At 74.3% G+C, this 25,731-nt stretch carries 29 protein-coding genes and 1 tRNA gene; 18 read left to right on the top strand and 12 right to left on the bottom strand.

The annotated features are described in order from the left end of the window. The first annotated feature begins 27 nt into the window (after nt 1–27). The 8 genes from gnd (at nt 28) to ccoS (ending at nt 8,389) form a co-directional block, all read left to right on the top strand. Nucleotides 28–1,002: a phosphogluconate dehydrogenase (NAD(+)-dependent, decarboxylating) gene (gene gnd / locus MET2598_RS0128380; RefSeq protein ID WP_018263163.1), complete on the top strand. Its 975-nt coding sequence runs from the start codon at nt 28–30 to the stop codon at nt 1,000–1,002. A gap of 127 nt (nt 1,003–1,129) precedes the next feature. After that, nucleotides 1,130–2,653: a glucose-6-phosphate dehydrogenase gene (gene zwf, locus MET2598_RS0128375; protein ID WP_018263162.1), complete on the top strand. Its 1,524-nt coding sequence runs from the start codon at nt 1,130–1,132 to the stop codon at nt 2,651–2,653. 1 nt (nt 2,654) lies between these two features. Then, nucleotides 2,655–3,374 (top strand): 6-phosphogluconolactonase, encoded by a 720-nt coding sequence (gene pgl, locus MET2598_RS0128370; RefSeq protein ID WP_012336335.1) that lies wholly within the window; start codon nt 2,655–2,657, stop codon nt 3,372–3,374. A 114-nt stretch (nt 3,375–3,488) separates the two neighbouring features. After that, on the top strand, nt 3,489–3,671 hold the full coding sequence (locus MET2598_RS0128365) for a hypothetical protein (protein WP_018263161.1): 183 nt from the start codon (nt 3,489–3,491) through the stop codon (nt 3,669–3,671). 299 nt (nt 3,672–3,970) lie between these two features. Beyond that, the gene (gene ccoG / locus MET2598_RS0128360) at nt 3,971–5,461 is read left to right on the top strand and encodes a cytochrome c oxidase accessory protein CcoG (RefSeq protein WP_012336337.1); all 1,491 of its coding nucleotides are present in this window, start codon (nt 3,971–3,973) and stop codon (nt 5,459–5,461) included. A gap of 14 nt (nt 5,462–5,475) precedes the next feature. Continuing rightward, nucleotides 5,476–5,964, top strand: a complete 489-nt coding sequence (locus tag MET2598_RS0128355; protein WP_236728828.1) for a FixH family protein — start codon at nt 5,476–5,478, stop codon at nt 5,962–5,964. A gap of 14 nt (nt 5,965–5,978) precedes the next feature. Further along, entirely contained in the window at nt 5,979–8,255 is a 2,277-nt protein-coding gene (locus tag MET2598_RS0128350) for a heavy metal translocating P-type ATPase (RefSeq protein ID WP_018263159.1), read from the top strand. Next, nucleotides 8,252–8,389, top strand: a complete 138-nt coding sequence (gene ccoS, locus MET2598_RS0128345; protein WP_012336340.1) for a cbb3-type cytochrome oxidase assembly protein CcoS — start codon at nt 8,252–8,254, stop codon at nt 8,387–8,389. Before MET2598_RS0128350 ends, ccoS begins: the two co-directional genes overlap by 4 nt. Before the next feature lie 33 nt (nt 8,390–8,422). On the opposite strand, the gene MET2598_RS0128340 is transcribed toward ccoS, so the two are convergent. The 5 genes from MET2598_RS0128340 to MET2598_RS0128320 all read right to left on the bottom strand — a co-directional run bounded on the left by MET2598_RS0128340 (nt 8,423) and on the right by MET2598_RS0128320 (nt 12,127). Continuing rightward, a complete protein-coding gene (locus MET2598_RS0128340; protein ID WP_018263158.1) occupies nt 8,423–9,499 on the bottom strand; it encodes an HD-GYP domain-containing protein in 1,077 nt (358 codons plus the stop codon). 462 nt (nt 9,500–9,961) lie between these two features. After that, nucleotides 9,962–10,681, bottom strand: a complete 720-nt coding sequence (lexA, locus tag MET2598_RS0128335; RefSeq protein WP_012336342.1) for a transcriptional repressor LexA — start codon at nt 10,679–10,681, stop codon at nt 9,962–9,964. A gap of 127 nt (nt 10,682–10,808) precedes the next feature. Continuing rightward, on the bottom strand, nt 10,809–11,117 hold the full coding sequence (locus MET2598_RS0128330; RefSeq protein WP_018263157.1) for a hypothetical protein: 309 nt from the start codon (nt 11,115–11,117) through the stop codon (nt 10,809–10,811). A gap of 79 nt (nt 11,118–11,196) precedes the next feature. Further along, nucleotides 11,197–11,328: a hypothetical protein gene (locus tag MET2598_RS43475; RefSeq protein ID WP_018263156.1), complete on the bottom strand. Its 132-nt coding sequence runs from the start codon at nt 11,326–11,328 to the stop codon at nt 11,197–11,199. A 577-nt stretch (nt 11,329–11,905) separates the two neighbouring features. Continuing rightward, a complete protein-coding gene (locus MET2598_RS0128320) occupies nt 11,906–12,127 on the bottom strand; it encodes a hypothetical protein (RefSeq protein ID WP_012336345.1) in 222 nt (73 codons plus the stop codon). A gap of 240 nt (nt 12,128–12,367) precedes the next feature. Here MET2598_RS0128320 and MET2598_RS0128315 point away from each other — a divergent pair, with 240 nt between their 5' ends. Next, nucleotides 12,368–12,667: a hypothetical protein gene (locus tag MET2598_RS0128315; protein ID WP_012336346.1), complete on the top strand. Its 300-nt coding sequence runs from the start codon at nt 12,368–12,370 to the stop codon at nt 12,665–12,667. Nucleotides 12,668–13,184: 517 nt separating this feature from the next. After that, entirely contained in the window at nt 13,185–14,105 is a 921-nt protein-coding gene (locus MET2598_RS0128310) for an ABC transporter substrate-binding protein (RefSeq protein ID WP_018263155.1), read from the top strand. Between the two features lie 72 nt (nt 14,106–14,177). Here MET2598_RS0128310 and MET2598_RS0128305 read toward each other — a convergent pair. From MET2598_RS0128305 to MET2598_RS0128295, 3 genes are all read right to left on the bottom strand, one after another. Continuing rightward, nucleotides 14,178–14,264 (bottom strand) — tRNA-Leu (locus MET2598_RS0128305). A gap of 34 nt (nt 14,265–14,298) precedes the next feature. Continuing rightward, a complete protein-coding gene (locus tag MET2598_RS0128300; RefSeq protein WP_018263154.1) occupies nt 14,299–15,519 on the bottom strand; it encodes an FAD-dependent oxidoreductase in 1,221 nt (406 codons plus the stop codon). Continuing rightward, nucleotides 15,506–15,763, bottom strand: coding sequence for a zinc-finger domain-containing protein (locus MET2598_RS0128295; protein ID WP_012336378.1), 258 nt, complete (start codon nt 15,761–15,763; stop codon nt 15,506–15,508). Before MET2598_RS0128295 ends, MET2598_RS0128300 begins: the two co-directional genes overlap by 14 nt. A gap of 152 nt (nt 15,764–15,915) precedes the next feature. Between MET2598_RS0128295 and MET2598_RS0128290 the strand changes: the two genes are divergently transcribed. The 8 genes from MET2598_RS0128290 to MET2598_RS0128255 all read left to right on the top strand — a co-directional run bounded on the left by MET2598_RS0128290 (nt 15,916) and on the right by MET2598_RS0128255 (nt 22,695). Beyond that, entirely contained in the window at nt 15,916–16,215 is a 300-nt protein-coding gene (locus MET2598_RS0128290; protein ID WP_012336379.1) for a hypothetical protein, read from the top strand. Nucleotides 16,216–16,358: 143 nt separating this feature from the next. Continuing rightward, on the top strand, nt 16,359–17,183 hold the full coding sequence (map, locus tag MET2598_RS0128285) for a type I methionyl aminopeptidase (RefSeq protein WP_012336380.1): 825 nt from the start codon (nt 16,359–16,361) through the stop codon (nt 17,181–17,183). Nucleotides 17,184–17,191: 8 nt separating this feature from the next. Beyond that, nucleotides 17,192–17,935: a RadC family protein gene (radC, locus tag MET2598_RS0128280; protein ID WP_012336381.1), complete on the top strand. Its 744-nt coding sequence runs from the start codon at nt 17,192–17,194 to the stop codon at nt 17,933–17,935. A 243-nt stretch (nt 17,936–18,178) separates the two neighbouring features. Then, nucleotides 18,179–19,618, top strand: coding sequence for a circularly permuted type 2 ATP-grasp protein (locus tag MET2598_RS0128275; protein ID WP_012336382.1), 1,440 nt, complete (start codon nt 18,179–18,181; stop codon nt 19,616–19,618). A 50-nt stretch (nt 19,619–19,668) separates the two neighbouring features. Next, nucleotides 19,669–20,613 carry an alpha-E domain-containing protein gene (locus tag MET2598_RS0128270; RefSeq protein WP_018263153.1) on the top strand — a complete coding sequence of 315 codons (945 nt, stop codon included), beginning with the start codon at nt 19,669–19,671 and terminating at the stop codon, nt 20,611–20,613. 62 nt (nt 20,614–20,675) lie between these two features. Further along, complete coding sequence (locus MET2598_RS0128265) at nt 20,676–21,512, top strand: transglutaminase family protein (RefSeq protein WP_026190988.1); 837 nt, start codon at nt 20,676–20,678, stop codon at nt 21,510–21,512. A 199-nt stretch (nt 21,513–21,711) separates the two neighbouring features. After that, nucleotides 21,712–21,855 (top strand): hypothetical protein, encoded by a 144-nt coding sequence (locus MET2598_RS42400; protein ID WP_012336385.1) that lies wholly within the window; start codon nt 21,712–21,714, stop codon nt 21,853–21,855. 87 nt (nt 21,856–21,942) lie between these two features. Continuing rightward, a complete protein-coding gene (locus tag MET2598_RS0128255; RefSeq protein ID WP_012336386.1) occupies nt 21,943–22,695 on the top strand; it encodes a peptidase in 753 nt (250 codons plus the stop codon). A 17-nt stretch (nt 22,696–22,712) separates the two neighbouring features. Here the strand turns inward: MET2598_RS0128255 and MET2598_RS0128250 are convergent, their stop codons facing one another. From MET2598_RS0128250 to thiO, 4 genes are all read right to left on the bottom strand, one after another. Next, a complete protein-coding gene (locus MET2598_RS0128250) occupies nt 22,713–23,357 on the bottom strand; it encodes a thiamine phosphate synthase (RefSeq protein WP_018263151.1) in 645 nt (214 codons plus the stop codon). Next, nucleotides 23,354–24,151, bottom strand: coding sequence for a thiazole synthase (locus MET2598_RS0128245; RefSeq protein ID WP_018263150.1), 798 nt, complete (start codon nt 24,149–24,151; stop codon nt 23,354–23,356). The genes MET2598_RS0128250 and MET2598_RS0128245 overlap by 4 nt, the downstream gene beginning before the upstream one ends. A 115-nt stretch (nt 24,152–24,266) precedes the next feature. After that, on the bottom strand, nt 24,267–24,479 hold the full coding sequence (gene thiS / locus MET2598_RS0128240) for a sulfur carrier protein ThiS (protein WP_018263149.1): 213 nt from the start codon (nt 24,477–24,479) through the stop codon (nt 24,267–24,269). Further along, entirely contained in the window at nt 24,476–25,708 is a 1,233-nt protein-coding gene (gene thiO, locus MET2598_RS0128235) for a glycine oxidase ThiO (protein ID WP_012336390.1), read from the bottom strand. Before thiO ends, thiS begins: the two co-directional genes overlap by 4 nt. Nucleotides 25,709–25,731 lie beyond the last annotated feature (23 nt).

Raw genomic sequence — 25,731 nt, 5'->3', positions numbered from 1 at the left:
GCCCCGCACGGGACGCGGAGGGGCGCGATGCAGCTCGGGATGGTCGGTCTGGGGCGGATGGGCGGCAACATCGTGCGGCGGCTCATCCGGGCCGGCCACGGCGCGGTCGTCTACGACCGCTCGCCCGAGGCCGTGGCGGCCCTGGTCGAGGCGGGCGCGGCCGGTGCCGCGACCCTGGAGGAGTTCGTCGCCAAGCTCGGCCGGCCGCGGGCGGCCTGGGTGATGCTGCCGGCCGGTGCCCCGACCGAGGAGACGGTCGCGCGCCTCGCCGAGCTGATGGAGCCGGACGACGTCGTCATCGACGGCGGCAATTCCTTCTACAAGGACGACATCCGGCGGGCGGCGCGGCTGCGCGAGAAGGGGCTGCACTACGTCGACGTCGGCACCTCGGGCGGCGTCTGGGGGCTGGAGCGGGGCTACTGCATGATGATCGGCGGCGCCAAGGAGGCGGTCGACCGGCTCGACCCGATCTTCGCCACCCTGGCGCCGGGCCTCGGCGAGGTGCCGCGCACCCCGGGCCGCGAGGGCCGCGATCCCCGCGCCGAGCAGGGCTACATCCATGCCGGCCCGAGCGGGGCGGGCCACTTCGTCAAGATGATCCATAACGGGATCGAGTACGGCCTGATGCAGGCCTACGCGGAGGGCTTCGACATCCTGCGCCACGCCAATTCGGAGGAATTGCCGGAGGCGCAGCGCTTCGACCTCGACCTCGGCGACATCGCGGAGGTGTGGCGGCGGGGCAGCGTGGTGTCGTCCTGGCTCCTCGACCTGACGGCGGCGGCGCTGGCGCGGGACGAGCACCTCGACGCGTTCTCGGGCTTCGTGGTCGATTCGGGCGAGGGGCGCTGGACCCTCAACGCCGCGATCGAGGAGGCGGTGCCGGCGAACGTGCTGGCGGCCGCCCTCTACGCCCGCTTCCGCTCGCGGGAGACCGCCTCCTTCGCCGACAAGCTGCTCTCGGCCATGCGCAAGGGCTTCGGCGGCCACCAGGAACCCCGGTAGCGCGTTGTCCGACGAAGCGGCCGCCCCTTCTTCGTCGCGGAACTCGCGTCCGCAGCAAGGACCGAGAGCAGGACCCGGCGGCGGCGTGATCGGATCCTGCTCTCGTGGCACGACCCCCGGAGCCCCCATGACCGAACGGATCGGCCGCACGAGCGCCCCGCCCGCCCCCGCCTGCACCCTGGTGATCTTCGGGGCGACCGGCGACCTGACGCACCGGCTCCTGATGCCGGCCCTCTACCACCTCGCGCGCTGGAACCTCCTGCCGGAGCGCTTCGCGATCGTCGGGGTGAGCCGCAGCGAGATGTCCTCGGAGGCCTATCGCGACGACCTCACCGGGAAGGTGCGGGGCTTCGTGACCGCCAAGGGCGGCGAGGCGGGCGGCGGCTCCTTCGACGAGGCGGTCTGGAACCGCCTCGCGCGGCGGATCACCTACCTGTCGGGCGACCTCGCCGAGGCCGGGACCTTCGCGCACCTGAAGGCCCGCCTCGCCGAGGTGGCGGGGGCGCCGGAGGGCGGCAGCGCCCTGTTCTACCTCGCGGTGGCGGCGAGCCTGTTCGGACCGACGGTGACGCGGCTCGGGCAGGCGGGGCTCACCCGGGCGCCGGAGGGCGCGTGGCGGCGGGTGATCATCGAGAAGCCCTTCGGCCACGACCTCGCCTCGGCCCAGGCCCTCAACCGCGAGATCCGCGAGGTGCTCGCGGAGGACCAGATCTTCCGCATCGACCATTTCCTCGGCAAGGAGACGGTCCAGAACATCATGACCTTCCGGTTCGGGAACGGGCTGTTCGAGCCGCTCTGGAACCGCGACCACATCGACCACGTGCAGATCACCGTGGCGGAGACCGTGGGCGTCGAGGGCCGCGGGCGCTTCTACGAGGCGACGGGCGCGCTCCGGGACATGGTGCCGAACCACCTGTTCCAGCTCTACACCCTGGTCGCCATGGAGCCGCCGATCTCCTTCGCGCCCGAGGCGGTGCGCGACAAGAAGGAGGAGGTGCTGCTCGCCACCCCCTCGGCCGCCGTCGAGGCGGCGGTGCGCGGGCAGTATGCGGCGGGCCGGGTGCAGGATCGCCGCGTGCCCGATTACCGGCGCGAGCCCGACGTCGCCGCGGACAGCCGCACCGAGACGTTCGTGGCGCTCAAGCTCGGGATCGACAATTGGCGCTGGGCCGGGGTGCCGTTCTACCTGCGCACCGGCAAGGCGATGGCACGGCGCGACACCGAGATCGCGATCCGCTTCAAGCAGGCGCCCCTCGCCCTGTTCCGCGGGACCGGCGTCGACGCGGCGGTCGAGAACTGGCTGATGCTGCAATTGCAGCCCGACGAGGGCATCTCGCTGCAATTCGGCGCCAAGGTGCCGGGGCCGAGCGTGCGGCTCGACACCGTGGAGATGCGCTTCTGCTACCGGGACTTCTTCCAGGTCGAGGCGAGCACCGGCTACGAGACGCTGATCTACGACGCGATGACGGGCGATTCGACCCTGTTCCAGCGGGCCGACATGATCGAGGCGGGCTGGCGCATCGTGCAGCCGATCCTCGATGCGCCCGCGCGCGAGCCCGCCCCCTACCCCGCCGGGAGCGCCGGCCCGGCCGAGGCGGACGACCTCCTGGCGCGCGACGGGCGGGCGTGGCGCCCGCTGGGGACGCACTGACATGGCGATCCTGCCTCCCGGAACCGAGGTGCTGCCCGACGCGGAGGCGGTCGCCCGGGCGGCGGCCGAGCGGCTGGTGGCGCTCGCCGCGGCACCCGGGACCTGCCGGGTCGCGCTGGCGGGCGGTTCGACGCCCAGGCGCCTCTACGGGCTGCTCGCCGGCCCGGACTTCCGCACGCGGCTGCCCTGGGGGCGGATCCACTGGTTCTTCGGGGACGAGCGCGTCGGCCCCGCGCCGGAGGCCGGCAGCAACCGGCGCATGGTCGAGGAGGCCTTCGGTCCCGATTCGCCGCTGCCGCCGGGCCACCTCCACCCGATCCCGACCGGGCCGAGCCCGGAGGCCGCGGCGGAGGCCTACGCGGACCGGCTGCGGGCCGCCTACGGGGGCGCGGTCCTCGACCCGGCCCGGCCCCTGTTCGACCTCGTGCTGCTCGGCCTCGGCGAGGACGGGCACACGGCCTCGCTGTTCCCGGGCAAGCCGGAACTCGCGGCGGAAGCCTGGGTCGTCGCCGTCCCGGAGGCCGGGCTCGCGCCCTTCGTGCCGCGGGTGAGCCTGACCTTCCCGGCCCTGGCCTCGGCGCGGCTGGTGCTCGTCCTCGTCACCGGCGAGGGCAAGCGCGCGCCGCTGGCGCGCCTCGCCGCGGGGGAGGACCTGCCGGCCGGCCGCGTCCGGTCCGCGGGCGACCTCGTCTGGCTGCTCGACGCGGCCGCGGCCGGCTGACGCGATCCCCGCCGCCTCCCGCGCGGCCGCGGTTCATTTGCCGCGACGCGCCCGGTTTCCACGCTGTCGGAAAGCGCCCAGGATCGCCGGAACCGCGACGAGGTGGAGACGCCGATGTACGCCGAGGGAGGATGGAAGCCGTTCTGGGAGCCGCCCCCCCGCCGGCCTCGGCTGACCCGGCGCCAGGAGCAGCTGCTCCTGTGGCTGGTCGTCGTGAACGCCCTGCTCCTGCTGATCGCGCCGATCGGCGGCGCGACCCTGATCCACGCGGTCCTGGCGATGCTGGGGCACGGCTGAGCGGACCTGCCTCGGCAGGCCGGCGGGTCATCCGCCGGGCGCCCGATGGGCCGTGGAGGCTCGTGGCGGAACCGGAGCGGAGAGCGGGCGTGCGCCGGGCTCGGCGCGCCCGGCGGCCAGCGCCGCCCGTCCCGCGTCACGCGCGGTGACCCGCGCGATCAACGCGACCGCGCCCTCCGCCACGCTCCGCAACCGCCGCCCCGCACGCGTCCGGTTTGCGCCAGATCAAGGCGCGCGGCCCCCGCCCGCGCGACGGAGACCGGCAGCGCCCGCCCTCCCGGCGGGCAGGATCTCGCCGGATGGACGCTCTCGACACCGCCCCCAGGGCGGGGACCACCACCCTCCTCGTCGGGCGCGAGCGCGTCGTCCCGGGCGTCGTGCCCGAGGAGACGGGCCAGCTCTACGCGGCGCGCCGGAAGATCCACCCGCAGGGCGTGCGCGGCACCTTCCGCACCATCCGCTGGTGCGTGCTCGCCGTCACGCTGGCGATCTACTACCTCGTGCCCTTCCTGCGCTGGGACCGCGGCCCGCACGAGCCGTCCCAGGCGGTGCTGATCGACCTCGACCGCGGCCGCCTCTACTTCTTCTCGATCGAGCTGTGGCCGCAGGAGGTCACCTACGTGATGGGGCTGCTGATCCTGGCGGCCTTCACGCTGTTCTTCATGAACGCGGTGGCGGGCCGGGTCTGGTGCGGCTACCTCTGCCCGCAGACGGTCTGGACCGACCTCTTCCTCGGCATCGAGCGCCTGATCGAGGGCGACCGGCGCGCCCGCATGCGCCTCGACGCCGCGCCCTGGTCGCTCGAGAAGCTGAGCGCCCGGATCCTCAAGCACGCGATCTGGATCGGCATCGCGTGGTGGACCGGCGGCGCCTGGGTCCTCTACTTCGCGGACGCGCCGACCCTGGTGCACCAGCTCGCCACCTTCCAGGCCCCGCCCGCCGCCTACGCGGCGATCCTGACCCTGACCTTCACCACCTACACCCTCGCCGGCCACATGCGCGAGCAGGTCTGCACCTACATGTGCCCCTGGCCGCGCATCCAGGGCGCGCTCACCGACGACGATTCCCTCGCCATCACCTACCGGTACGACCGCGGCGAGCCCCGCACCGCCGCCAAGCGGGCCCAGGCCCTGCGCCGCGCCGGCGAGCCCGCGGGGGACTGCGTCGATTGCCGCCAATGCGTCGTCGTGTGCCCGACCGGGGTCGACATCCGCGACGGGCTGCAGATGCCCTGCATCCAGTGCGGCCTCTGCGCGGATGCCTGCGACGCGGTGATGACCAAGCTCGGCCGGCCGCGCGGCCTCATCGCCTACGACACGGAGGCGAATTGCGAGCGGCGGCGGCGCGGCGAGGCCCCGGTGACCCGCCTCGTGCGGCCGCGCACGGTGCTGTACGGCCTGCTCGTCGCGGCGGTCGGGGGCACCATGCTGGTCGGGCTCGCCACGCGCAGCTTCACCAGCCTCAGCGTCCTGCACGACCGCAACCCGCTCTTCGTCACCCTGGCGGACGGCACCATCCGCAACGGCCTGACCCTGCGCATCGTCAACAAGCGTCCGGAGGTCCGCCGCTTCGCCCTCGCCGTCGAGGGCGTGCCGGACCTGCGGGTCGAGGTGCTGGGCGCGCCGGACGGCCGCCTCGCGGTCGGCCCGGACGCCACGCAGGAATTCCGGGCCCTCGCCTTCGCGCCGGCCGGCGCCGGCCGCGACAAGTCCACCCCCCTCACCCTGCGCGTCACCGATCTCGACTCGGGCGAGACCGCCACCGCGCAGGATCACTTCAAGGCCCCCTGACCATGGCGAGCACGATGTCCCCCCCCGGCGCGCCCCTCACCGGCCGCCGCGTCCTGATGATCGGCCTCCTCTTCTTCGGGACGGTCGCCGCCGCGAACGCGTTCCTGGTCACGTCGGCCCTGCGCACCTGGTCGGGCCTCGACGAGAAGTCGCCCTACCATGCCGGGCAGGTCTACAACGCGGAGATCCGCCTCGCCCGCGCCCAGGCCGAGCGCGGCTGGCACTTCGCCGCCGAGGTCGCGCGCGCCGGGGCGGGGGTCGCCGTCACGGCCCGCCTGAGCGACCGCGCCGAGGCGCCGCTCCCGGGGCTGCGGGTCGAGGCGCGGCTCGAGCGCCCGACCGACAAGCGCCAGGACGTCGTGCTCCCCCTCTCCGAGGCGCGGCCCGGCACCTATGCGGGGCGGGCCGAGGCGGTGCTGCCCGGCCAGTGGGACCTCGTGGTCGACGCCGCCGACGCGACCGGCCGGGTCTTCCGCCGCCGCAGCCGCCTCGTCCTCGACTGAGTGGGAGACACCGCATGTGCTGCACCGATGCGGCGCTCGCCTACGTGGAGGCGCACGCCGCCTGGAGCGCGGCGAACACCCGGTCCTCGCTGCCGCGGGACTACGCAGCCTTCCTGGCCGAGGAGCCGGACGGGGCAAGCCGCGCCGTCTTCGCGGTCGAGGGCGTGCGCTGCGCGGCCTGCCTCGGCACGATCGAGGGCGGGATCGGCCTGCTCCCGGGCGTCCGGGCCGCGCGCCTGAACGTCACCGACCGGCGCCTCTCGGTGACCTGGGCGCCCGGCGCGCCGGCCGAGATCGGGGAGGTGCTCGCCGCGCTCACCCGCCTGGGCTATCGCGGCCACCCGTTCGACCCGCACCGGCGCGGCGACGCGGTGGCGGCGCGCGAGACCGAGCGGCTGATCCGCGCCCTCGCGGTGGCGGGTTTCGCGTCCATGAACGTGATGCTGCTGGCGGTCTCGGTCTGGGCCGGCAACGTCTCCGACATGACGCCCGAGAACCGCGACCTCTTCCACTGGATCCAGGCGCTGGTGGCGCTGCCGGCGGCGGCCTATGCGGGGCGGCCCTTCTACGAGGGCGCGCTGCGCGGCCTGCGCGCCGGCCGCATCACGATGGACTTCCCGATCACCCTCGGGGTCGTGCTGACCCTCGCGATGTCGGTGGTCGAGACGGCGATGAGCGCGCCGCACGCCTATTTCGACGGCGCCATCATGCTGCTGTTCTTCCTCCTGATCGGGCGGGTGCTCGATCAGGTGATGCGCCGCCGCACCCTGGCGCTCGCCGAGAACCTCGCGGCGTTGCGCGCCGAGACGGCCGCCCGGGTCGGGGCGGATGGGGCGGTGCGCGACGTGCCGGTGGCCGATCTCTCCCCCGGCGACACGGTGCTGGTGCGGCCCGGCGAGCGGGTGCCCGTCGACGGCGTCGTGGCGCAGGGCCGGTCGGAACTCGACCGCAGCCTCGTCACGGGCGAGACCGCTCCGGTGACGGCCGGGCCGGGGGACATGGTCCATGCCGGCTCCCTCAACGCCAGCGGGGCGCTCACCGTGCGGGTCACGGCCGCGACGCGGGGCACCCTGCTCGACCAGGTCGAGGCGCTGATGCGCCGGGCGCTGGAGGCGAAGTCCCGCGCCCTGGTCCTCGCCGACCGGGCAACGCGCCTCTACGTGCCGGTGGTCCACGCGGCCGCGCTCCTCACCCTCGCGGGCTGGCTGGCCGCGGGGGCCGGGTTCCACGCGGCCCTCCTCACCGCCGTGGCGGTGCTGATCGTCACCTGCCCCTGCGCCCTCGGCCTCGCCATCCCGGCCGTGCAGGTCGTCGCCGCCGGGGCGCTGTTCCGCGAGGGCGTCCTCCTCAACAGCGGCGAGGCGCTGGAGCGCTTCGCGGCGATCGACACGGTCGCCTTCGACAAGACCGGCACCCTGACCCTGCCGGAGCCGGTCCTGGCCGGGCGCTACGAGTCCGAGGCCCTGGCCCTCGCCGCGCGGCTCGCCCTGTCGAGCCGGCACCCGATGGCGGCCGCCCTGGCGACGGCGGTGCCGGAGGCCCGGGCGCTGCCCGATGCCGAGGAGGCGGCCGGGCTCGGCGTGCGGGCCGTGGTCGAGGGGCGCCTCGTGCGGCTCGGCGCGCCGCGGTTCTGCGAGGCGGAGGCCGAGGCGGAGCGGGCCCTCGCGCAGGATCCCGGCTCCTCGGCGATCTGCCTCAAGGACGGCGACGCCCCGCCGGTCGTGTTCCGGGTGCGCCAAGCCCTGCGCCCCGACGCGGAGCGGGTGCTCGGCAGCCTGCGGGCGGAGGGGTACCGGGTGCTGATCCTCTCCGGCGACCGGCCGGAGGCGGTGGCCGCCGCGGCCGGCGCCCTCGGCGTCGCCGAGTGGGAGGGCGGGCTCGCGCCGCAGGACAAGATCCGCCGCATCGAGGCCCTCGGCGCGCAGGGCCGCCGGGTGCTGATGGTCGGCGACGGGCTCAACGACGCGCCCGCCCTCGCGGCCGCCCACGCCTCGCTCTCCCCGGTCACCGCGGCGCATGTCAGCCAGGCGGCGGCCGACGCGCTCTTCCTCGGCCGCGACCTCGCGCCGGTCCTGGCGGTGCTGCGGATCGGCCGGGCGGCGCGGCGGCTCATGCTGGAGAACCTGTGGGTCTCGGCCGCCTACAACGTCGCGGCGATCCCGCTCGCCGCCGCGGGCCTGCTCACGCCGCTCATCGCCGCCCTCGCCATGTCCGGCTCGTCCGTCATCGTCACGCTCAACGCCCTGCGGGCGCGCCGGACGCCCCACCGGCCGGAGATTGCTCAGCCATGAACGTGCTCATCCTGATGATCCCGATCGCCCTCTTCCTCGGCGGGATGGGCCTCTGCGCCTTCCTGTGGGCGCTGCGCTCGGGCCAGTACGAGGACATCGACGGCGCCGAGTACCGCGTGCTGGCGGACGATTGAGGCTCCCCGCGGGAGCCGGGCCGGCGCCCCGCCTCAGGCCGCGCGGGCGACGGCGCCCGCCTGCGCCACCGGGCGGAAGGCGGCGAGGAGCGCCGCGTCGAGCTTCGGCCCCATCCGCTCCATCACCGCCCAGGCCTCCTCGGCCGCCATCGGGGCACGGTAGGGCCGCCGCTCGGTCAGCGCCGAGAAGATGTCGCAGATCGTCACGAGGCGCACGAGGTCGCCGATCGCGCGGCCCGACAGGCCGTCCGGGTAGCCCGACCCGTCCAGCATCTCGTGGTGGTGGCGCACCACGTCGAGGGTCTCCGCGTCGAAGCCCGGCTGGCGGGCCAGGAGCTGCGCCCCGATCACCGGATGGGTGCGCATCACCGCCATCTCCTCCTCCGTGAGGCTGCTCGGCTTGTCCAGGATGGCGTGGGGGATGCGCGCCTTGCCGACGTCGTGCAGCAGGGCGGCCCGCACGAGGCGCATCTGGTCCTGGTGCCGGAAGCCGAGCCGCCCCGCCAGGGCCGCCGCGTAGCCGGCCACCCCCAGCGAGTGCTGGTAGACGCTGATCGCGTGGGCCTGGATCACGTCGAGCCACGCCCGGATCCCGGCCTCGCTCATCGCGTCGAGCACGATCTCGGTGCCGAGGTCGATGTCCTCGCGGCTGATCGCCCTGCCCGCGGTGGCGGCGTGAAACGCCTGGGTGACGAGCGTGCTCGCCTCGGCGGCGCGGATGCGGGTCTGCCAGAGCGGCTCCCGCGCCCGCGCGGCGGCCTCGCCGGCGATCGCGTCCGCGATCTCGCGCGCGATCACGTGCGAGGGTGCATGCGCGTTGAGGACCGTCGCCGCCCCGCGCGCCCGCGCGAGCGCGGCGGCCGGCGCGTCGCGGGCGAGGCCGAGGCAGGGGACACCCCGGGCGCGCAGGCCGCTGATCGAGCGCCGCAGGCCGGTGCCGAGCGCGACCTCGGCCGGACCCAGATCGAGCACCACGGCGGCGTGCGGGCCGGGCGGCGGCGGATCCTCCGGCCGCATGGCGATGCAGGGCATCAGGCGGGCGAGTTCGTGCGCGAGCCCGAGAGCCGGCGCGGAATCGTCCGCGATCAACAGGATGGAGCCATCCGGCATGTCGTGCCCCGCACTGGCCTCTCCGACGCAGGAGCGGCTCCTCCGTCCCTCGGACCGGCTTCGAGGTATCGGATGGCTCGGTTAAGCTTCCCCTACGCCAGCGCAGATCCGCCGCGCAACCAGCAGTTCCGCAAGGTGGAGACATGCCACAGGAGCGCATCTCCCACCACACGCAAACTGTCGCCGCGGGCGCGAGGCCGGCCATCACCCTGCTCTACGCTGCGCGCGCCTGCCTGATCGCGACGCGGCCCGGCGTCACCATGCGTCAGCTGCGGGAAGGAAGGTGTTCGCGCCGGACCACGCGTCATCGGCGCTTCCCCTCGACCGGGATCAACCAGGCGTCGTCCCGATCTGCGGGGCCGAGAGGGGCTCGCGCGCGGCGGATGACGGCCGTCCGCGCGAGGGTTACGGGTCGAACCGGAGCCGGGGACGGTTCAGTACTTGCCTCAGGAGGTAATTGCCTCAGTACTTGCGGATGAGGCTGACGAGGCGGCCCTGGATGCGGACCCGGTCGGGCCCAAGGACCCGGGTCTCGTAGGCCGGGTTGGCGGCTTCGAGGGCGATCGACGAGCCGCGGCGGCGCAGGCGCTTGAGGGTCGCCTCCTCGTCGTCGATCAGCGCCACCACGATGTCGCCCGTATTGGCGGTGTCCTGGCGGCGGATCACCACCAAGTCCCCGTCCAGGATGCCGGCCTCGATCATCGAGTCGCCGCGCACCTCCAGGGCGTAGTGCTCGCCGCCGGCGAGGAAGTCCGGCGACATCGCGACGCTGCGGCTCTGGCTCTGGATGGCCGAGATCGGCGTGCCGGCGGCGATCCGGCCCATGACCGGGATGCTGACCGCGTGCCCGGATTCGTCGGAGACCAGGGCGGTCGGCAGCGGGGCGGGCTTGACCGGGGCCGAGGAGCGCCCCCCCTCGACGACGCTCGGCGTGAAGCGCACCACCTCCGCGGGGCCGCTCGCCACCGCCTCGGGGATGCGGATGACCTCGATCGCGCGGGCCCGGTTCGGCAGCCGGCGGAGGAAGCCGCGCTCCTCCAGGGCCGTGATGAGACGGTGGATGCCGGACTTGGACTTGAGGTCGAGGGCGTCCTTCATCTCGTCGAAGGAGGGCGGGACGCCGGTCTCGCGCATCCGCTGCTGGATGAAGCGGAGCAGGTCCAACTGCTTACGGGTGAGCATGGGTCACTCTCATCGCCTGCGCCGACGCGCGACATGGTACAAATCGCGAACAGGTTAAGCGTTCTTCAAGTGTTCCGCAAGCCGTTGCGGCGCAGGTCGACTTGCGTCGGGCCGGATTCGGGCCGGCTCAGGATCCGGCGCCGTCCCGCGTCACCTCGGTCCGCGCCCGGAGGCGGGCCGCGGCGTCCTCGTCGCACGCGGCGGCCCTGGCGAGGATCTCGTCCGCGCGGTCCGCGCCTCGCAGCCCCTGGAGGATCCACTGCTCGCAGCGCAGCACCGTCAGGGCGTCGATGGCGGCCCAGAGCCGCTGCTCCACCTCGCCGGCCTCGAGACCGAGGCTGGCGAGCTGCGCCACCCGCGCGGCGAGGGCCGTCGACCGCAGCTCGATCTCGACGATCCGGCGGCTGATCTCGCGGAGAAGCGCGTCGACATCCATCGCGACGTCCCGCCCGTGCGGCTCCCGCGGGGGAGCCTAGCACGTGCCGCAGCGTCCGGTCACGCGACGGCGGCAGGCGTCATCCGGCGAGGTCGGCGCCGGCCTCCCCGTCGGGCGCCGCCTCGTCGGGCTCGTCGGACAGGGCGGCCTCGGCGGGGCGAACGCCCCGGTAGAATTCCCCGGCCCGGACGGCCTCGCCGCCCGCGACCATGACGCTGAGATAGGTGTTGAGGGTCCCAGGCGCGACGTCCGGCAGCTGGCGGGCGATCTGCGCGCTGGTCAGGCCCTGCGGTCCGGCGCCCTCCAGCAGCGCCTTGAGGCGCCCCTTGGCCGAGTTCGCCCGCGGCCCGCGGCTGCCGCGCCCGACCGTCCTCGCCGCCTCGGCCGGCTCCCGCGAGCGGCAGGCCGGCGGTGCCCGCCAGTCCGGCGAGCGGCAGGTCGGTGTCGTCGACGATCGCCCGCAGCGCGTTCTCGGCGAGGCGGAGCTTCGCCAGCTCGCTGCCGATGCGCTCGTACTCGGCTTCCAGCGCGGCCCGCCGCTGGCTCACGTCGGCGAGCGCCTGCGCCAGGGTGTCGCTCTCAGACATCCTCTTCCCCTCGGTCCCGGCGGGCTGGTTCCACAGATCGACGGGCGGGTCAACGCGGTCCGGCCCTGCGCCGGGGCGCGCCGGGAGAGCGCCGGACGGGGACGCCGCGACGGCCCGCACCAGTGCCCGGATCACTTGCGAGGGGCGCAGGCGCGGCACCGGGCTCGCCGCCGCCCGATCCGGGCGAGGCGCGGCCGGCCCTCACTCCGTGCGTCGCGCCGCGGCCGCCTCGTCCTTGCGGTGATCGGCGGTGCGCGACCGCTTCTTGGCCGTGACGGGAGCCTGGATCGGGGCTGAGCGGGTCAGCTGCTCCAGACTGATCCCGGCCGGGCCCGCGACGGCCGCCCTCACCAGCGCGGTCGCCGTCATCATCGCGACCCAGATCGCCGCGATCCTGAGTCCCGTTCCGTGTCCGCGCCGCATTCCCTGCCTCGTGCGTCATCCCCGACGAGCATGGCAACGCCGCGCCTCGCGAACGGTTCAGCCAGAAAGCCGAGGCGCACGGGGCGGGCCTCGCGGCAGCGGGCGCGCGGGCCGCGGTGCCGAACCCGGGCTCCTCGTCCCGGGGACGCGGTGCGGGTGGCGGCCAACTTGCCGCATTGCGGGATCGCCGTCAGGCTTCGTGCGTTGAGTGGGCGACCTCCAACAGCACGGGGCGGTGCGGTGCAGGCGCTTCATGATCATGACCTCTCCGACCAGGGGCTCGCGGGCGCTCGGGCGCCGATCGAGAGCCTGACGGCCAAGCAGCGCGCGGCCTGGGCGAGCGCCGGCGAAGCCCTCCTCGCCGGCTGCCTGAGTCACCTCAGCGCCGAGGAGCGGGAGGCGTTCTGGATCGCCGTCCGGCTCTGCTACAATCGCCCCTACAACGCGCCGGACGCGGCGCCGCGCGCGCCCGTCCTGGTGCCGCCGCCCGAGGCCGGTGCGCCCCGGGCCGTGCCGGGGATTCCCCTGCCGGCGGCCTGATTGCGGCGTCGCGGCCGGCGCGGCCCCTCCGATGCGGGGTCTCGCCTCGGCCCTGCGCGGCGTCCATGGAGGCTGCGTCCTCCCGGTCCTGGCGCCCGTCCTCTACCGTGGCCGCGCGCGGGGCGGTGCGGACCCTCCGCTCCCGACGGCGGACGGGGTCCGGTGCCCGCTCGCGACCGGAGCGGCCGCGTTCCCCGAGGCGCGAGGCAGGTCTCCTCCCCGCGGCTGCTGACGCCGGTCCGGCCCGGCTGCGCGCCGGCGCGCTTGGCCCGCGCGTTCGGCCTCGCGGCGGTTCGCCCGCGCCGATCCGGCCGAACCCGAAGCAGAGCAGCGCTTGGCCGTGGGACCAACCGGCACTTGGCTCGCGGAGCGAGGAACCAACCCGGTATCGGCAGTCTTGCTGGTGCGGACCGACTGTACGGACCAAGTGCGGAGTGGAGCCCCAGACCCGGGCGGTGCGAAGATGAAACGGCGTCAGTTTCTGGCGACTTTGGGCGCCGCCTCTGTGAGCCGCCCCATGCTGGCGCGATCCCAGCCGGTGCTGCCGCGAATCGGCTTCCTGGGTGCGGCCACGCCGAATGGCTACGCGCGGCAGGTCGAGTCCCTGAAGCTCGGATTGCGGGAATTGGGGTACGAGGACGGCAGGGACGTCGTTCTCGATTTTCGGTGGGCGCTCGGCGATTACGTGCGGCTTGCCGCGCTTGCGCGCGAATTGGTCGATAGCCGGCCCAACGTCATCGTCACGCACGGCTACCCCGCGACGGCCGCGCTCAAGCAGGCCTCGCGAGACGTGCCGATCGTGGTGGCGACGACCAGCGACATCGCGATGACCGGTTTGGTGGACAGCCTCGCGCATCCCGGCGGCACCATCACCGGCTTGAGCTTCTTTGCGCCTCAGATCTCCGCGAAACGCCTGGAGATCCTCAAGGAGTGCATCCCCGGGCTGACCAGCCTCGCGACCGTGTTCAACGTCGCCAACCCCGTCGCCCAGCCCGATCTGCGGGCGCTCGGATCCACCGCCCGCTCCCTCGGCGTGGAACTCAGGCCCGTCGCAATCCAGTCCCCGCAGGAATTCGAGGCGGCCTTCGCCACGATCGCGAGCAGCCGCGTCGGTGCGGTGTCGCTGATCCACGACGCCTTGCTCACGGACAACGTGCGGACGTTGGCGAACCTCTGCCTAAAGCACAGGTTGGCGTCGATCGGAGAGGGGCCGTACGTGAAAGCCGGTGGCTTGGTCGGGTACGGTCCCGACTTCTACGACATGTTCCGGCGCTCGGCCTCCTACGTCGCGAAGATCCTGCGCGGCTCTCATCCGCGAGACCTGCCGATCGAGCAACCGATCAAGTTCGATTACGTCTTCAATCTGAGGACGGCCGATTACCTCGGCCTCGAGGTGCCTCCCTCCGCGCTCGCTCGGGCGAGCGAACTGGTCGAGTGAGCGTCGGGCGGAACGCCGCCGGCTGGCGGGCGGAGCGGGCCGGCGGTGCCGGGCGAGGATGCGGCCCGAGGCTGGTGCGGACGGCGGGACTCGAACCCGCACGGCCTTGCGGCCGCAAGATTTTAAGTCTCGTGCGTCTACCGATTCCGCCACGTCCGCGCCCGCCCCGGTTACCCCGGCGCCGGGGCGCAGATCAAGCGCCGGTCGGTTCGGCCGGCCTCCAGCCGTACAGCCAGGCGTAGCGCTCGGTCATGCGGGCGGGGCCGAGCCGGGCCATCACGGCGTCGCGGGCCGCCGCCACCAGCCCGCCCGCGTGGTAGACGCGCCCGTTGCGGCGCGCCTGACGCTGAACCTGGCGCGCCCGCGGGCGGCGCGCGGCCGCGTAGGCCGCGAGGGCCTGCGGCACCGGGGCGCCCGCCAGGCAGGCGGCGAGCACCGCCGCGTCCTCGATCGCCAGCGCCGCCCCCTGGGCCAGGAAGGGCAGCACCGGATGGGCCGCGTCGCCGAGGAGCGCGAGCCGCCCGCGGGCCATCGGCCGGGCCGCCGGCCGGTCCGCCAGGGTCCAGACCAGCCAGTCCCGCGGCTGCGCCAGCAGCTCGGCGAGCGGGGCCGCGGCGTCCGCGAACCCCGCGCGCAGCCGGGCCGGATCGCCCGGGGCGCTCCAATCCGCCTCGTCGCGCCGGTCCGGCAGGACCGCCACGACGTTGATCCGCTCGCCGCCGGCGATCGGGTAATGCACCACGTGCCGGCCGCGGCCGAGCCAGAGGCCGGTCTCGTCCCCCTGGAGGGCGCCCGGCGCTTGGCCGCGCGGCAGCGTCGCGCGCCAGGCCGCCGCCCCGACCGGCCGCAGCGCACCCCCGTCGAGGCGCGCCCGCAGGGCCGAGCGGATTCCGTCCGCCGCGACGACGAGGTCGGCCTCGAGGGTCTCGGCCCGGCCGCCCGCGCTCTCCACCGTCAGGCTCGCGCCCGAGGCCGTCTCGCGGAACCCCGTCGCGGCGCGCCCGACCAGGAGCCGGATGCCGGGCCGGCCGCGCACCGCGTCGAGCAGGATCGTCTGCAGGTCCGCCCGGTGGATCACCAGGTAGGGCGCCCCGAAGCGCTCGCGCATCGCCGCGCCGAGCGCGACCTCGCCGATCGTCCGCCCGCTCGCCAGGCCGCGGATCCGCACCCGGGCGGGCTCGCCCGCCACCCGGCGCAGGGCCGGCCCGAGGCCGAGATCGGTCAGGAGCCGGCTCGCATTGGGCGAGAGCTGCAGCCCCGCCCCGACCTCGCTGAAGGCGGTGCGGCGCTCGACGAGGGTGACCGTGTGGCCGCGCGCCGCGAGCGCCAGGGCGGCGGTCAGCCCGCCGATCCCCGCCCCGGCGATCGCGATCCGGAGGCCCGGCCCGTCCGGGAGCGGCTTATTCGGCGGCAAGGCGGGCGCGATCGTCCCAGACCGCCGAGGCCGGGTCGGCCGTGCCCGGCTTCAGGTCGCCGCGGTAGCGGTACAGCGTCGAGCAGTACTGGCAGATGATCTCGCTCTCCGCCCCCATGTCGAGGAACACGTGCGGGTGGTCGAAGGGCGGCAGCGCCCCGATGCACATGAACTCCTTCGAACCGACGTGGATGACGCGGGCGCCGTCCTGGTTGTGGAAGTGGGGTACGGCCTTGTCTGCCATCGCGGGGATCCTGCCTGGAGCTTGGCTCTCGGCGTCCCTCTAGCCCCTCCCGCCCGGGGCGCCTAGGGGGCGGCGCGTCGCCGGTCCTGCTTTCGACACGATCCCCTGCGACGGCTCCGCCATCGACAGGCGCGAGGACGAGGGGGACCCGCATGAGGCGCTGGATCATCGCGGGGGCCGCCGCGGCCGCGCTCCTGGTGCCGCGGCCGGGCCTCGCCCAGAGCAGCACGGCGATCGGGGCCGGCGCCGGGGTCGTGGCCGGGGCCGTCGTGGCCGGGCCGATCGGCGCCGTGGTCGGCGGGCTGGTGGGCGCCGCCTGGGGCGAGACCGCCAAGCCCCGCCGGCACCTGCGCCGCCGCGCCGCGCGGGTGCGGACGGCGCGGCCCGCGCGGGCCGCCCCGCCGGCCCGGGTCGCCCGGGCCGCGCCGGCGCCCTGGGTCGATCCCCGCTGAGCGCGGGCCCGCGGCGCGGGGCGCCGCGCGCGGGGGAGACATGCGGCGGTGCGCGCCGCGGCGCGCTTGGCTTCCGTGCCGGAAGAGCCTACATCCACCGCACGCCCGCAGCCCGCGCACCCCGTCAAGCCGGATCCGGTTCCATGAGTCGTGACGAGCAGAGGACGGCCGAGACCGGCCGCCGCCAGGAGCCGCCGATCCACGGGGCGGAGGCCTTCGAGGCAATGCGCAAGGCCGGCCGGCTCACCGCCGAGGCCCTCGACCTGCTCATGGAGGCGGTGGCGCCCGGCGTCACCACCGAGGCCCTCGACCAACTCGCCTACACCTTCGCGATGGACCACGGCGCCTATCCGGCCTCGCTGTTCTACCGCGGCTACCCGAAATCGATCTGCACCTCGATCAACCACGTCGTCTGCCACGGCATCCCGAACGACAAGCCCCTGCGCGAGGGCGACATCGTCAACCTCGACATCTGCCTGATCGTCGACGGCTGGCACGGCGATTCCAGCCGCATGGCCTATGTGGGAGAGGTGCCGCGGCGGGCCGCGCGCCTGTGCGAGATCACCCACGAGGCGATGATGCGCGGCATCGCGGCGATCAAGCCCGGCGCCACCACCAACGACATCGGCGCGGCGATCCAGGCCTACGCGGAGGCCGAGCGCTGCTCGGTGGTGCGCGACTTCTGCGGCCACGGCCTCGGGCGCAGCTACCACGACGCGCCCACCATCCTGCACTACGTCGAGCCGAGCTACAGCGTGGTGCTGCGCCCCGGCCAGTTCTTCACCGTCGAGCCGATGATCAATCTCGGCCGGCCCCACGTGAAGGTGCTCTCCGACGGCTGGACCGCCGTCACCCGCGACCGCTCGCTCTCGGCCCAGTTCGAGCACACGGTGGCGGTGACGGAGACGGGGGTCGAGATCTTCACCCTGTCGCCCAAGGGCCTCGACCTGCCGCGCCCGCCCGCCTGAGCGGGGCCATGCGCCGCGGCAGGCCGCCGGAGCGGCCAGGCAGGCCGCCGGAGCGGCCCGGGGGCCTGGCAGAGGCTCCCGGCGAGGCGCCCCACTACCACGGGCACCGCGAGCGGCTGCGGGCGCGCTTCGCGCAGGGCGACACGCTGCCCGACTACGAGTTCCTCGAACTCGTCCTGTTCCGCTCGATCCCGCGCCGCGACGTCAAGCCGATCGCCAAGGCGCTGATCGCCCGCTTCGGCAGCTTCGCCGAGGTGATCACCGCCCCGGCCGAGCGCCTCGCCGAGATCGACGGCATCGGGCCCGCGGTCGTGGCCGATCTCAAGATCCTGGAGGCGGCGGGACGGCGGCTCGCCCGCGGCGCCGTCGCCGACCGCCCGCTCCTCTCCTCCTGGAGCGCGGTCCTCGACTATTGCCGGGCCGCCATGGCCTTCGCGCCGCGCGAGGAGTTCCGCATCCTCTTCCTCGACAAGCGCAACCGCCTGATCGCCGACGAGGTGCAGGGGCGCGGCACCGTCGACCACACCCCGGTCTATCCCCGCGAGGTGGTCCGCCGCGCCCTCGAACTCTCCGCCACCGCCCTCATCCTGGTGCACAACCACCCCTCGGGCGACCCGAGCCCGTCGCAGGCGGACATCCGCATGACCCGGGACATCGTGGGGGCCGCCGAACCCCTCGGCATCGTCGTGCACGACCACATCATCGTCGGGCGGGACGGCCACGCGAGCTTCAAGGGTCTCAAGCTGATCTGACGGCGCGGCCCGGCCGGTCCCGACCCGGCGCGGCGCCGGACTTGCCTAGGGCCGGACTTGCCCAGGGCCGGACTTGCCTATGACCGGACCTGCCCATGGATTGGGCAGGGGGCGGCTCGCATTTGATCGCAAGATTCGGCCCCGCCAACCCCGATCCCCGCGAACCCCATGCCCCAACGGCGCATTTCCTTTGCCTTGGCCCCCGTCTTGCGTCTAGCTTCCGGGCCAACCAGAGGGACGCCCATGCCGCTCAGCGCGTTCGACGAGATGAACGGAATCCCCGGGAGCGGACGCGACCAATCCTCAGTCCGCGGCGCCTACGCGGCCCTGAAGACTTGGCTCGACTCGACGCCGCCCGAGCACTTCAACACGCGCCGCAGCCAGGCCGAGCTGTTCTTCCGGCGCATCGGCATCACCTTCGCGGTTTACGGGGACAATGAATCGACCGAGCGATTGATCCCGTTCGACATCATTCCGCGGGTGCTCACCAAGCCCGAATGGGGCTTCCTGGAGCGCGGACTGAAGCAGCGCGTGACGGCGCTGAACGCCTTCCTGGCCGACATCTACGGGCCGCAGGAATGCATCAAGGCCGGAATCATCCCCGGGGATCTCGTCTACCGCAACCCGCATTACCGGCTGGAGATGCGGGATTTCGAGGTGCCGCACGGCAAGTACGTCCACATCGCCGGCATCGACATCGTGCGCACCGGCGAGGACCAGTTCTACGTGCTGGAGGACAACGCCCGCACCCCGTCCGGCGTCTCCTACATGCTGGAGAACCGGGAGGTGATGCTGCGCCTCTTCCCCGAACTGTTCTCGAAGCACCGGGTCTCGCCGGTCGAGGCCTATCCGGACGCGCTGCTCGCCACCTTGCGCAGCCTCGCCCCCAAGAGCGCCGCCCGCGACCCGACGGTCGTGCTGCTCACGCCCGGCCGCTTCAACTCGGCCTTCTACGAGCACTCCTTCCTGGCCGACAAGCTCGGGGTGGAACTGGTCGAGGCCTCCGACCTCTTCACCAGGGACGACGTGGTCTACATGCGGACCACCGAGGGGCCGCGGCGCGTCGACGTGATCTACCGGCGCATCGACGACGACTTCCTCGACCCGCTGGTGTTCCGGCCCGATTCGGTGCTGGGCGTGCCCGGGCTGATGAGCGCCTACCAGAGCGGCAGCGTGACGCTCGCCAACGCGGTCGGCACCGGCATCGCGGACGACAAGGCGGTCTACAGCTACATGCCGGAGATCGTGCGCTTCTTCACCGGCGAGGATCCGATCCTGCACAACGTGCCGACCTGGCGCTGCCGCGAGAAGGACGCCCTCGCCCACGTGCTGGCCAATCTCGGCGACCTCGTTGTCAAGGAGGTCAACGGCTCGGGCGGGTACGGCATGCTGGTGGGGCCGCACGCGACGAAGCGCGAGATCGAGGAGTTCTCCCGCAAGCTGCGCCACGCGCCGGACGGCTTCATCGCCCAGCCGACGCTCGCCCTCTCCACCTGCCCGACTTTCGTGGCCTCCGGGGTCGCCCCCCGCCACGTCGACCTGCGGCCCTTCGTGCTGACGGGGGCCGACGAGATCCGGATCGTGCCGGGCGGCCTCACCCGGGTCGCGCTCAAGGAGGGATCGCTGGTGGTGAATTCGAGCCAGGGCGGGGGCACCAAGGACACCTGGGTCCTCGACGCGTGACGGCGCGCCCCGCCCCGGTCCCCCGCCCATCCTCTCCCGAAGCGCGCCCCATGCTCTCCCGCACCGCCGACAACCTCTACTGGCTCTCCCGCTACAGCGAGCGGGCGGATTTCATCGCCCGCATCCTCGACGCCGCCCTCCGTCTCACCGCGCTGCCGGCGAGCTACGGCGGCGGCGAGAGCAACGAATGGGCCTCGGCCCTGGCCTCGGCGGGCAGCGCCGAGGTGTTCAAGCCGCTCTACGACAGCGTGAACGAGCACACGGTGCGGGACTTTCTCGCCTTCAGCCCGCACAACCCGTCCTCGATCCGCTCCTGCCTGCAGACCGCCCGCGAGAACGCCCGCAGCGTCCGCACGGCGCTGACGGTCGAGATGTGGGAATCGATCAACGAGGCGTGGCTGACGCTGCGCTCCTACGAGGGGCGCGACCTCAGCCGCGAGGAATTCGCCCGCTTCCTCGACTGGGTGAAGGGCGTGTCCCTCGCCTTCGACGGCTCGGCCTACCGCACCATGCTGCGCAACGATGCCTACTGGTTCACGAGGCTCGGCGTGGCCATCGAGCGCGCGGACAACACCGCCCGCATCCTCGACGTGAAGTACCACGTGCTCCTGCCCGAGACTGAGCGGGTCGGCGGCAGCCTCGACTACTTCCAGTGGACCACGATCCTGCGCGAGGTCTCGGCGCTCACCGCCTATCACTGGGTCTACCGGGAGAGCATCAAGCCCTGGCTGGTGGCGGACCTGCTCATCCTGAACCGGCAGATGCCGCGCTCCCTGGCCAATTGCTACGAGATGCTGGTGCGCCACCTCGACCTGATCGCGGACGCCTACGGCCGGCGCGGCCCGACCCAGCGCCTCTCCAGCAACATGCTGGCCCGCCTGGACAGCGCCTCCGTGGAGAGCATCTTCGCCGGGGGATTGCACGAGTTCATCCAGGGCTTCATCCAGGACAATAACCGCCTCGGCGCAGCCATCACGGAGCAGTACCTCGTGTGATGGCGATCCGGGCGGTTGCCCCGCCCGGCCCCTTCCCGGCTTCGCCCCAGCCACAGGTTCCCATGCGCATCCGCGTCGTTCACGAGACGGCCTACGAGTACGACTCCCCGGCCCGCGGCCTGATCCAGATCCTGCGCCTCACCCCGCGCGACCACGACGGCCAGCACGTGCGCCTCTGGCGCATCGAGCCGACCGCGGACGGGCGCCTGAGCCGCCGCGAGGACGGGTTCGGCAACATCGTCCACGTCTACAGCGCCGACGGGCCCGAGGAGGCGCTGGTGGTGCGGGTCACCGGCGAGGTCGAGACCAGCGAGACGCACGGGGTGGTGCGGGGCGCGGTCGAGCGCCTGCCCGACCTGTTCTACCTGCGCGAATCGCGCTTCGCCGCCGCGGACGCGGCGATTCGGGAATTCGCCGACGACGTCACCGCGGGCGCCACCGAGCCGCTCGGCCGCCTTCACGCCCTGGTGGACGCCGTCCACCAGGAGGTGGCCTACGCCCCGGGCGGCCCGACCCACTCGAGCAGCACGGCCGCGGAGGCCTTCGGCCTGCGCAAGGGCGTGGGCCAGGATCTCGCCCACATCTTCATCGCGGCGGCGCGCCACCTGGAGATCCCGGTGCGCTACGTCTCGGGCTACTATTACCGGGCCGGGACGCCGGCCCAGGAGGCGGGCCATGCCTGGGCCGAGGCGCTGGTCCCGGATCTCGGCTGGGTCGGGTTCGACCCCTGCTTCGGCATCTCCGCCACGGAGGCGCATCTGCGGGTGGCGGTGGGGCTCGACTACCTCGACGCCGCCCCGGTGCGCGGCAGCCGCCTGGGCGGCGGCACCGAGACCATGACCGTGCGGGTGCTGGTCGACGACGTGCGCGCCCAGGCCCAGGCCCAGGCACAAGCATAGGCCCAGGCATAGGCGCAATCGCAGTCCTGACCCCGCCCGTGGCGCAATTGCGACGGCGCGGGCGAATCCGCCGCCGCACCCGGCTGCCACCTTGCCTCGGGGACGCGGCGCCTTAACGGTGGGCGACGCCTCCGGCCACGGAGCGCCCGCGCGGGCGCGCCGCGACCGCCCGGCCCCACGCGCTCAGACGATCCCGACCATGGCCATCCCGTTCGATCTCCCGCTCGCGCACCTCCTCGCCATGACGGCCTCGGTGATCGCCGGCGCCCTCGTCGCGGATTCCGTGGAGACGTCGGGGCGGCGCTGGCTCGACCGGGCGCGGCGGTTCCTCGGCGGCTGCTGAGCCGCGTTTCATCTCTGGACCCGGTCCGGCGGCTCTGAGAGGGTTGCGGCGGACTTGCGCCGGCGGCGGCCGGGGGAGCGCTGAGCCATGACCTACTGCGTCGGGATCCTGGTCGAGGAGGGTCTCGTCATGATCGCCGACACCCGCACCAATGCGGGTCTCGACGACATCTCGACCTTCCGCAAGCTGCACCTGTTCGAGGTGCCGGGCGAGCGCGTGCTGGCGCTCGCCTCGGCGGGGAACCTGTCGGTGACCCAATCGGTGGTGGCGCTGCTCACCGAGGGCGTCGCCAATCCCGAGACCGGCGCCGTCGAGACCATCATGGACGCCCCGACGATGTTCCAGGCCGCCCAGCTGATCGGCCGGGCGATCCGGCGGGTGCGGGCGATCGAGCGCGAGGGCTTCGAGGCGGCGCAGCTGCGTTTCGAGGTGTCGTTCCTGTTCGGCGGCCAGATCGGCGACGGGCCGATGCGGCTCTACATGATCTACTCGGCCGGCAACTTCATGTCCTGCAGCCAGGACGCGCCCTTCCTGCAGATCGGCGAGCACAAGTACGGGAAGCCGATCCTCGACCGGGCGGTGACCTACCGGACCGACCTCTACGACGCGCTGAAGGTCGGGCTGATCTCGATGGATTCGACCATGCGGTCGAATCTCGGCGTCGGGCTGCCGATCGACTTCGTGGTGATCCGCCGCAACACCGTCCGGATGGAGGTGGTGCACCGGATCGAGGCGGGCGAGCCGTATTTCCACGACCTGCGCGAGCGCTGGTCGGCGGCCCTGCGGGCGGCGCACCGGGCGATTCCCCGCCCGCCCTACGGACCGGCCGCCGAGGGCTGAGGGCGCGCGCGCCCGACTCACCGCCGCGTCGGTGCGGGCCCGCGCCCGATCGCGAGCGCCCCCAGCAGCGCGCCGACCGCCGCGCCGGGATCCCGCGCCCGCATCACCCCGCCCATCACGGCGATGCCGGCGGCGCCCGCCTCCAGGCAGGAGGCGGCGGTCTCCGGGGTGATCCCGCCGAGCGCGACCACCGGCAGGCCGAGTTCCGCCGCCGGCGCGAGGGCTGCCGGCCCGAGGGCCGGGCCGTAGCCGGGCTTGCTCGCCGTGGCGAAGATCGGGCTCAGCGTGACGTAGTCGGCGCCCGCTTCGCGCGCCGCCCGCACCTCGGCGAGGGAGTGGGCCGAGACCCCGACCAGGGCCCCCGGGCCGAGCCGCGCCCGGGCCGCCGCGGCGGCCGCCGCGTCCCCGGCCTGCACGCCCCCCGCCCCGACCCGCGCCGCGAGCCCGGCATCGCGCCCGATCGTGAGCGTCCCGCCGGCCTCGCCGACCAGCCGGGCGAACTCGCCCGCGAGCGCCGCGCGCTCCGCCTCCGGCAGGTCGCGGTCGCGCAGCCAGATCCAGCGGGCGCCCGCCGCCAGCGCCGCCGCGACCCGCGCGACGAGGGGCCGGTCCGAGCCGTGCCGGTCGCTGACGACGAGGAGCCGGGCGGGCAGCGGCCTCACGAGCCGACGAGGCCGAGCTGCGGGCTCGACGGTTCGGCCCGCGCCCGGCGCGGGATCCGGCCGGCCCCGTGCGCGAGGCGCCCCGCCTCGACCGCGTGGCGCATGGCCCGGGCCATCCGCACCGGGTCGTCCGCCTTCGCGACCGCCGTGTTGAGGAGCACCGCCGCGGCGCCGAGTTCCATCGCGATCACCGCGTCCGAGGCCGTGCCGATCCCCGCATCGACGATCACCGGGACCGGCGAGCGGCGGCAGATCAACTCCAGGTTGGCCGGGTTGGCGACGCCCATCCCCGAGCCGATCAGCGAGCCCATCGGCATCACGGCCGCGGCCCCGAGATCGGCGAGCCGGGCGCACACCACCGGGTCGTCGTTGCAGTAGGGCAGCACCACGAAGCCGGCATCGACGAGCTGGCGCGTGGCCTCGAGGGTCTCGGCGACGTCCGGGTAGAGCGTCTCGCGGTCGCCGATCACCTCGACCTTGATCCAGGCCGTGCCGAGGGCCTCGCGGGCGAGTTCGGCGGTCATCACGGCGTCGCGGGCGGTCTCGCAGCCGGCGGTGTTCGGCAGGAAGCGGTGGCTCGCGAGAAGCGAGACGGTGTCCGAGCCGTGGCCGCGCAGGGAGACGCGGCGGATCGACACCGTGACGATCTCGGCGCCGCTCGCGCGCACCGCCTCGGCCATGATCGCCTGGGTCGGGTAGCCGGCCGTGCCGATCAGGAGGCGCGAGCGCAGGGGGGTGCCGGCGATCACCAGCGGATCGTCGCCGTCCGGGGCGAGGGGGGTGGGTGTGGTCATGCGGGACTCCTGTGACGCGGCGCGGCTCGGAGCGCGCCTCTCCCCCGGGCCGAGCCCGGGCGCGGGCCGGCGGCATCAGCCGCCCTGCGGCGGCGCTAGCCGCCCTGCAGCGGCGCTAGCCGCCCTGCATGGCCCGCACGATCTCGACGCGGTCGCCCTCGCGGAGCGCCGTCGCGGCCCAGTCCGGCCGGCGCACCACCGCCCCGTTGAGGGCGATGGCGAAGCCCTGCGGGCCGGCGAGGTCGAGCGCGGCGGTCTCGTCGCGCCAGAGCGCGTCGAGGGTGGCGGCCTCGCTCTCGCGGGCCTCGCCGTTCACGGTGAGCTTCATGGCAGCCTCTGGAGGCGCGCCGTCCGGGGCGCGAAGCGGGCGGGGCCGAAGGGGGCGGCGACGGGCGGCAGCGCGCCGCCGCCGATCAGGCCGGCGATGGCCGAGGCGGTGACCGGCGCCAGCAGGACGCCGTTGCGGTGGTGGCCGACCGCGAGGACGAGGCCGGGCCGCGCCTCGCCGAGGATCGGCGCGTCGTCGTCCGAGGTCGGGCGGAATCCGGACCACACGTTCTCCACCTGCATCTCCTCGATGCCCGGGAAGGCCCGCCGCGCCCCCTCCAGCAGGGCGTAGAGGCCGCCCGCGGTGAGGCTCGCGTCGAAGCCGATCTCCTCCACGGTGGCGCCGACGATCAGCTGGCCGTCGCCCTTCGGCGCCATGTGGACCTGCTCGGTCCAGACCACGTGGTCGAGCCGGCCGCTGCGCGGGCCGACCCGGAGGGCGAGGGACTGGCCCCGGAGCGGCCGCACCGGCAGGGCGAGGTCGGGCACGAGGCTCCCCTCGCCCGCCCAGGCGCCGGAGGCGAGCACCACGGTGCCGGCCCGCAGGGAGCCGCCGGCGGTGATCACGCCGGTGACGCGCCCGCCCTCGCGCTCGAGGGACAGGACCGGGCAACCCTCGACGAGCCGCCCGCCCGCCCCGCGCAGGGCGCGCCGCAGGGCCGCCACGGTGCGGACCGGGTCGACCTGGTGGTCGGCGGGACAGAACAGGCCGGCGGTGACGGTCGGGCGCAGGGAGGGCTCGCGCGCGCGCACCTCGGGACCGGACAGCCACGCGACGTCGAGCCCCGCCCGGCGCTGCAGGTCGTGGCGGAAGCGCAGGCGCTCGACCTCGTCGCGCCCGAGGGCGATCACCAGGGTGCCCTCGCTCCGGTAATCGACGGCGAGGCCGGAGGCGGCCTCGAGCGCGTCGCGGAACGGGTGCCAGAGGCGCTGGCTCTCCAGCGCCAGCGGCAGCAGCGCGTCGCCGCCCGGCTCGTGCTCGGCCGCCGCGGCCAGCATGCCGGTGGCCGCGAGGCTCGCCCCGTCGCCCGCCCTGCCCCGCTCCAGCACCGCGACCGCGAGGCCGGCCTCGGCCAGCCGCCAGCCGATCGCCAGGCCGATCAGCCCGCCGCCCACCACCGCCACGTCGGCGCGCTCGGGCAGGCGGTCATTGGCGGGATCGGCTGCGGGCCCGCCTTCGGGCCCGCCCGGGGCGGCGCGGCGGCGCCCGATCGGGGATGGAGAAGACATCAGCAACCCTCGTCTCCACGGTG

Source organism: Methylobacterium sp. WSM2598, assembly GCF_000379105.1.
Classification (GTDB): domain Bacteria; phylum Pseudomonadota; class Alphaproteobacteria; order Rhizobiales; family Beijerinckiaceae; genus Methylobacterium.
This window is presented reverse-complemented; position numbering and strand designations above follow the sequence as displayed.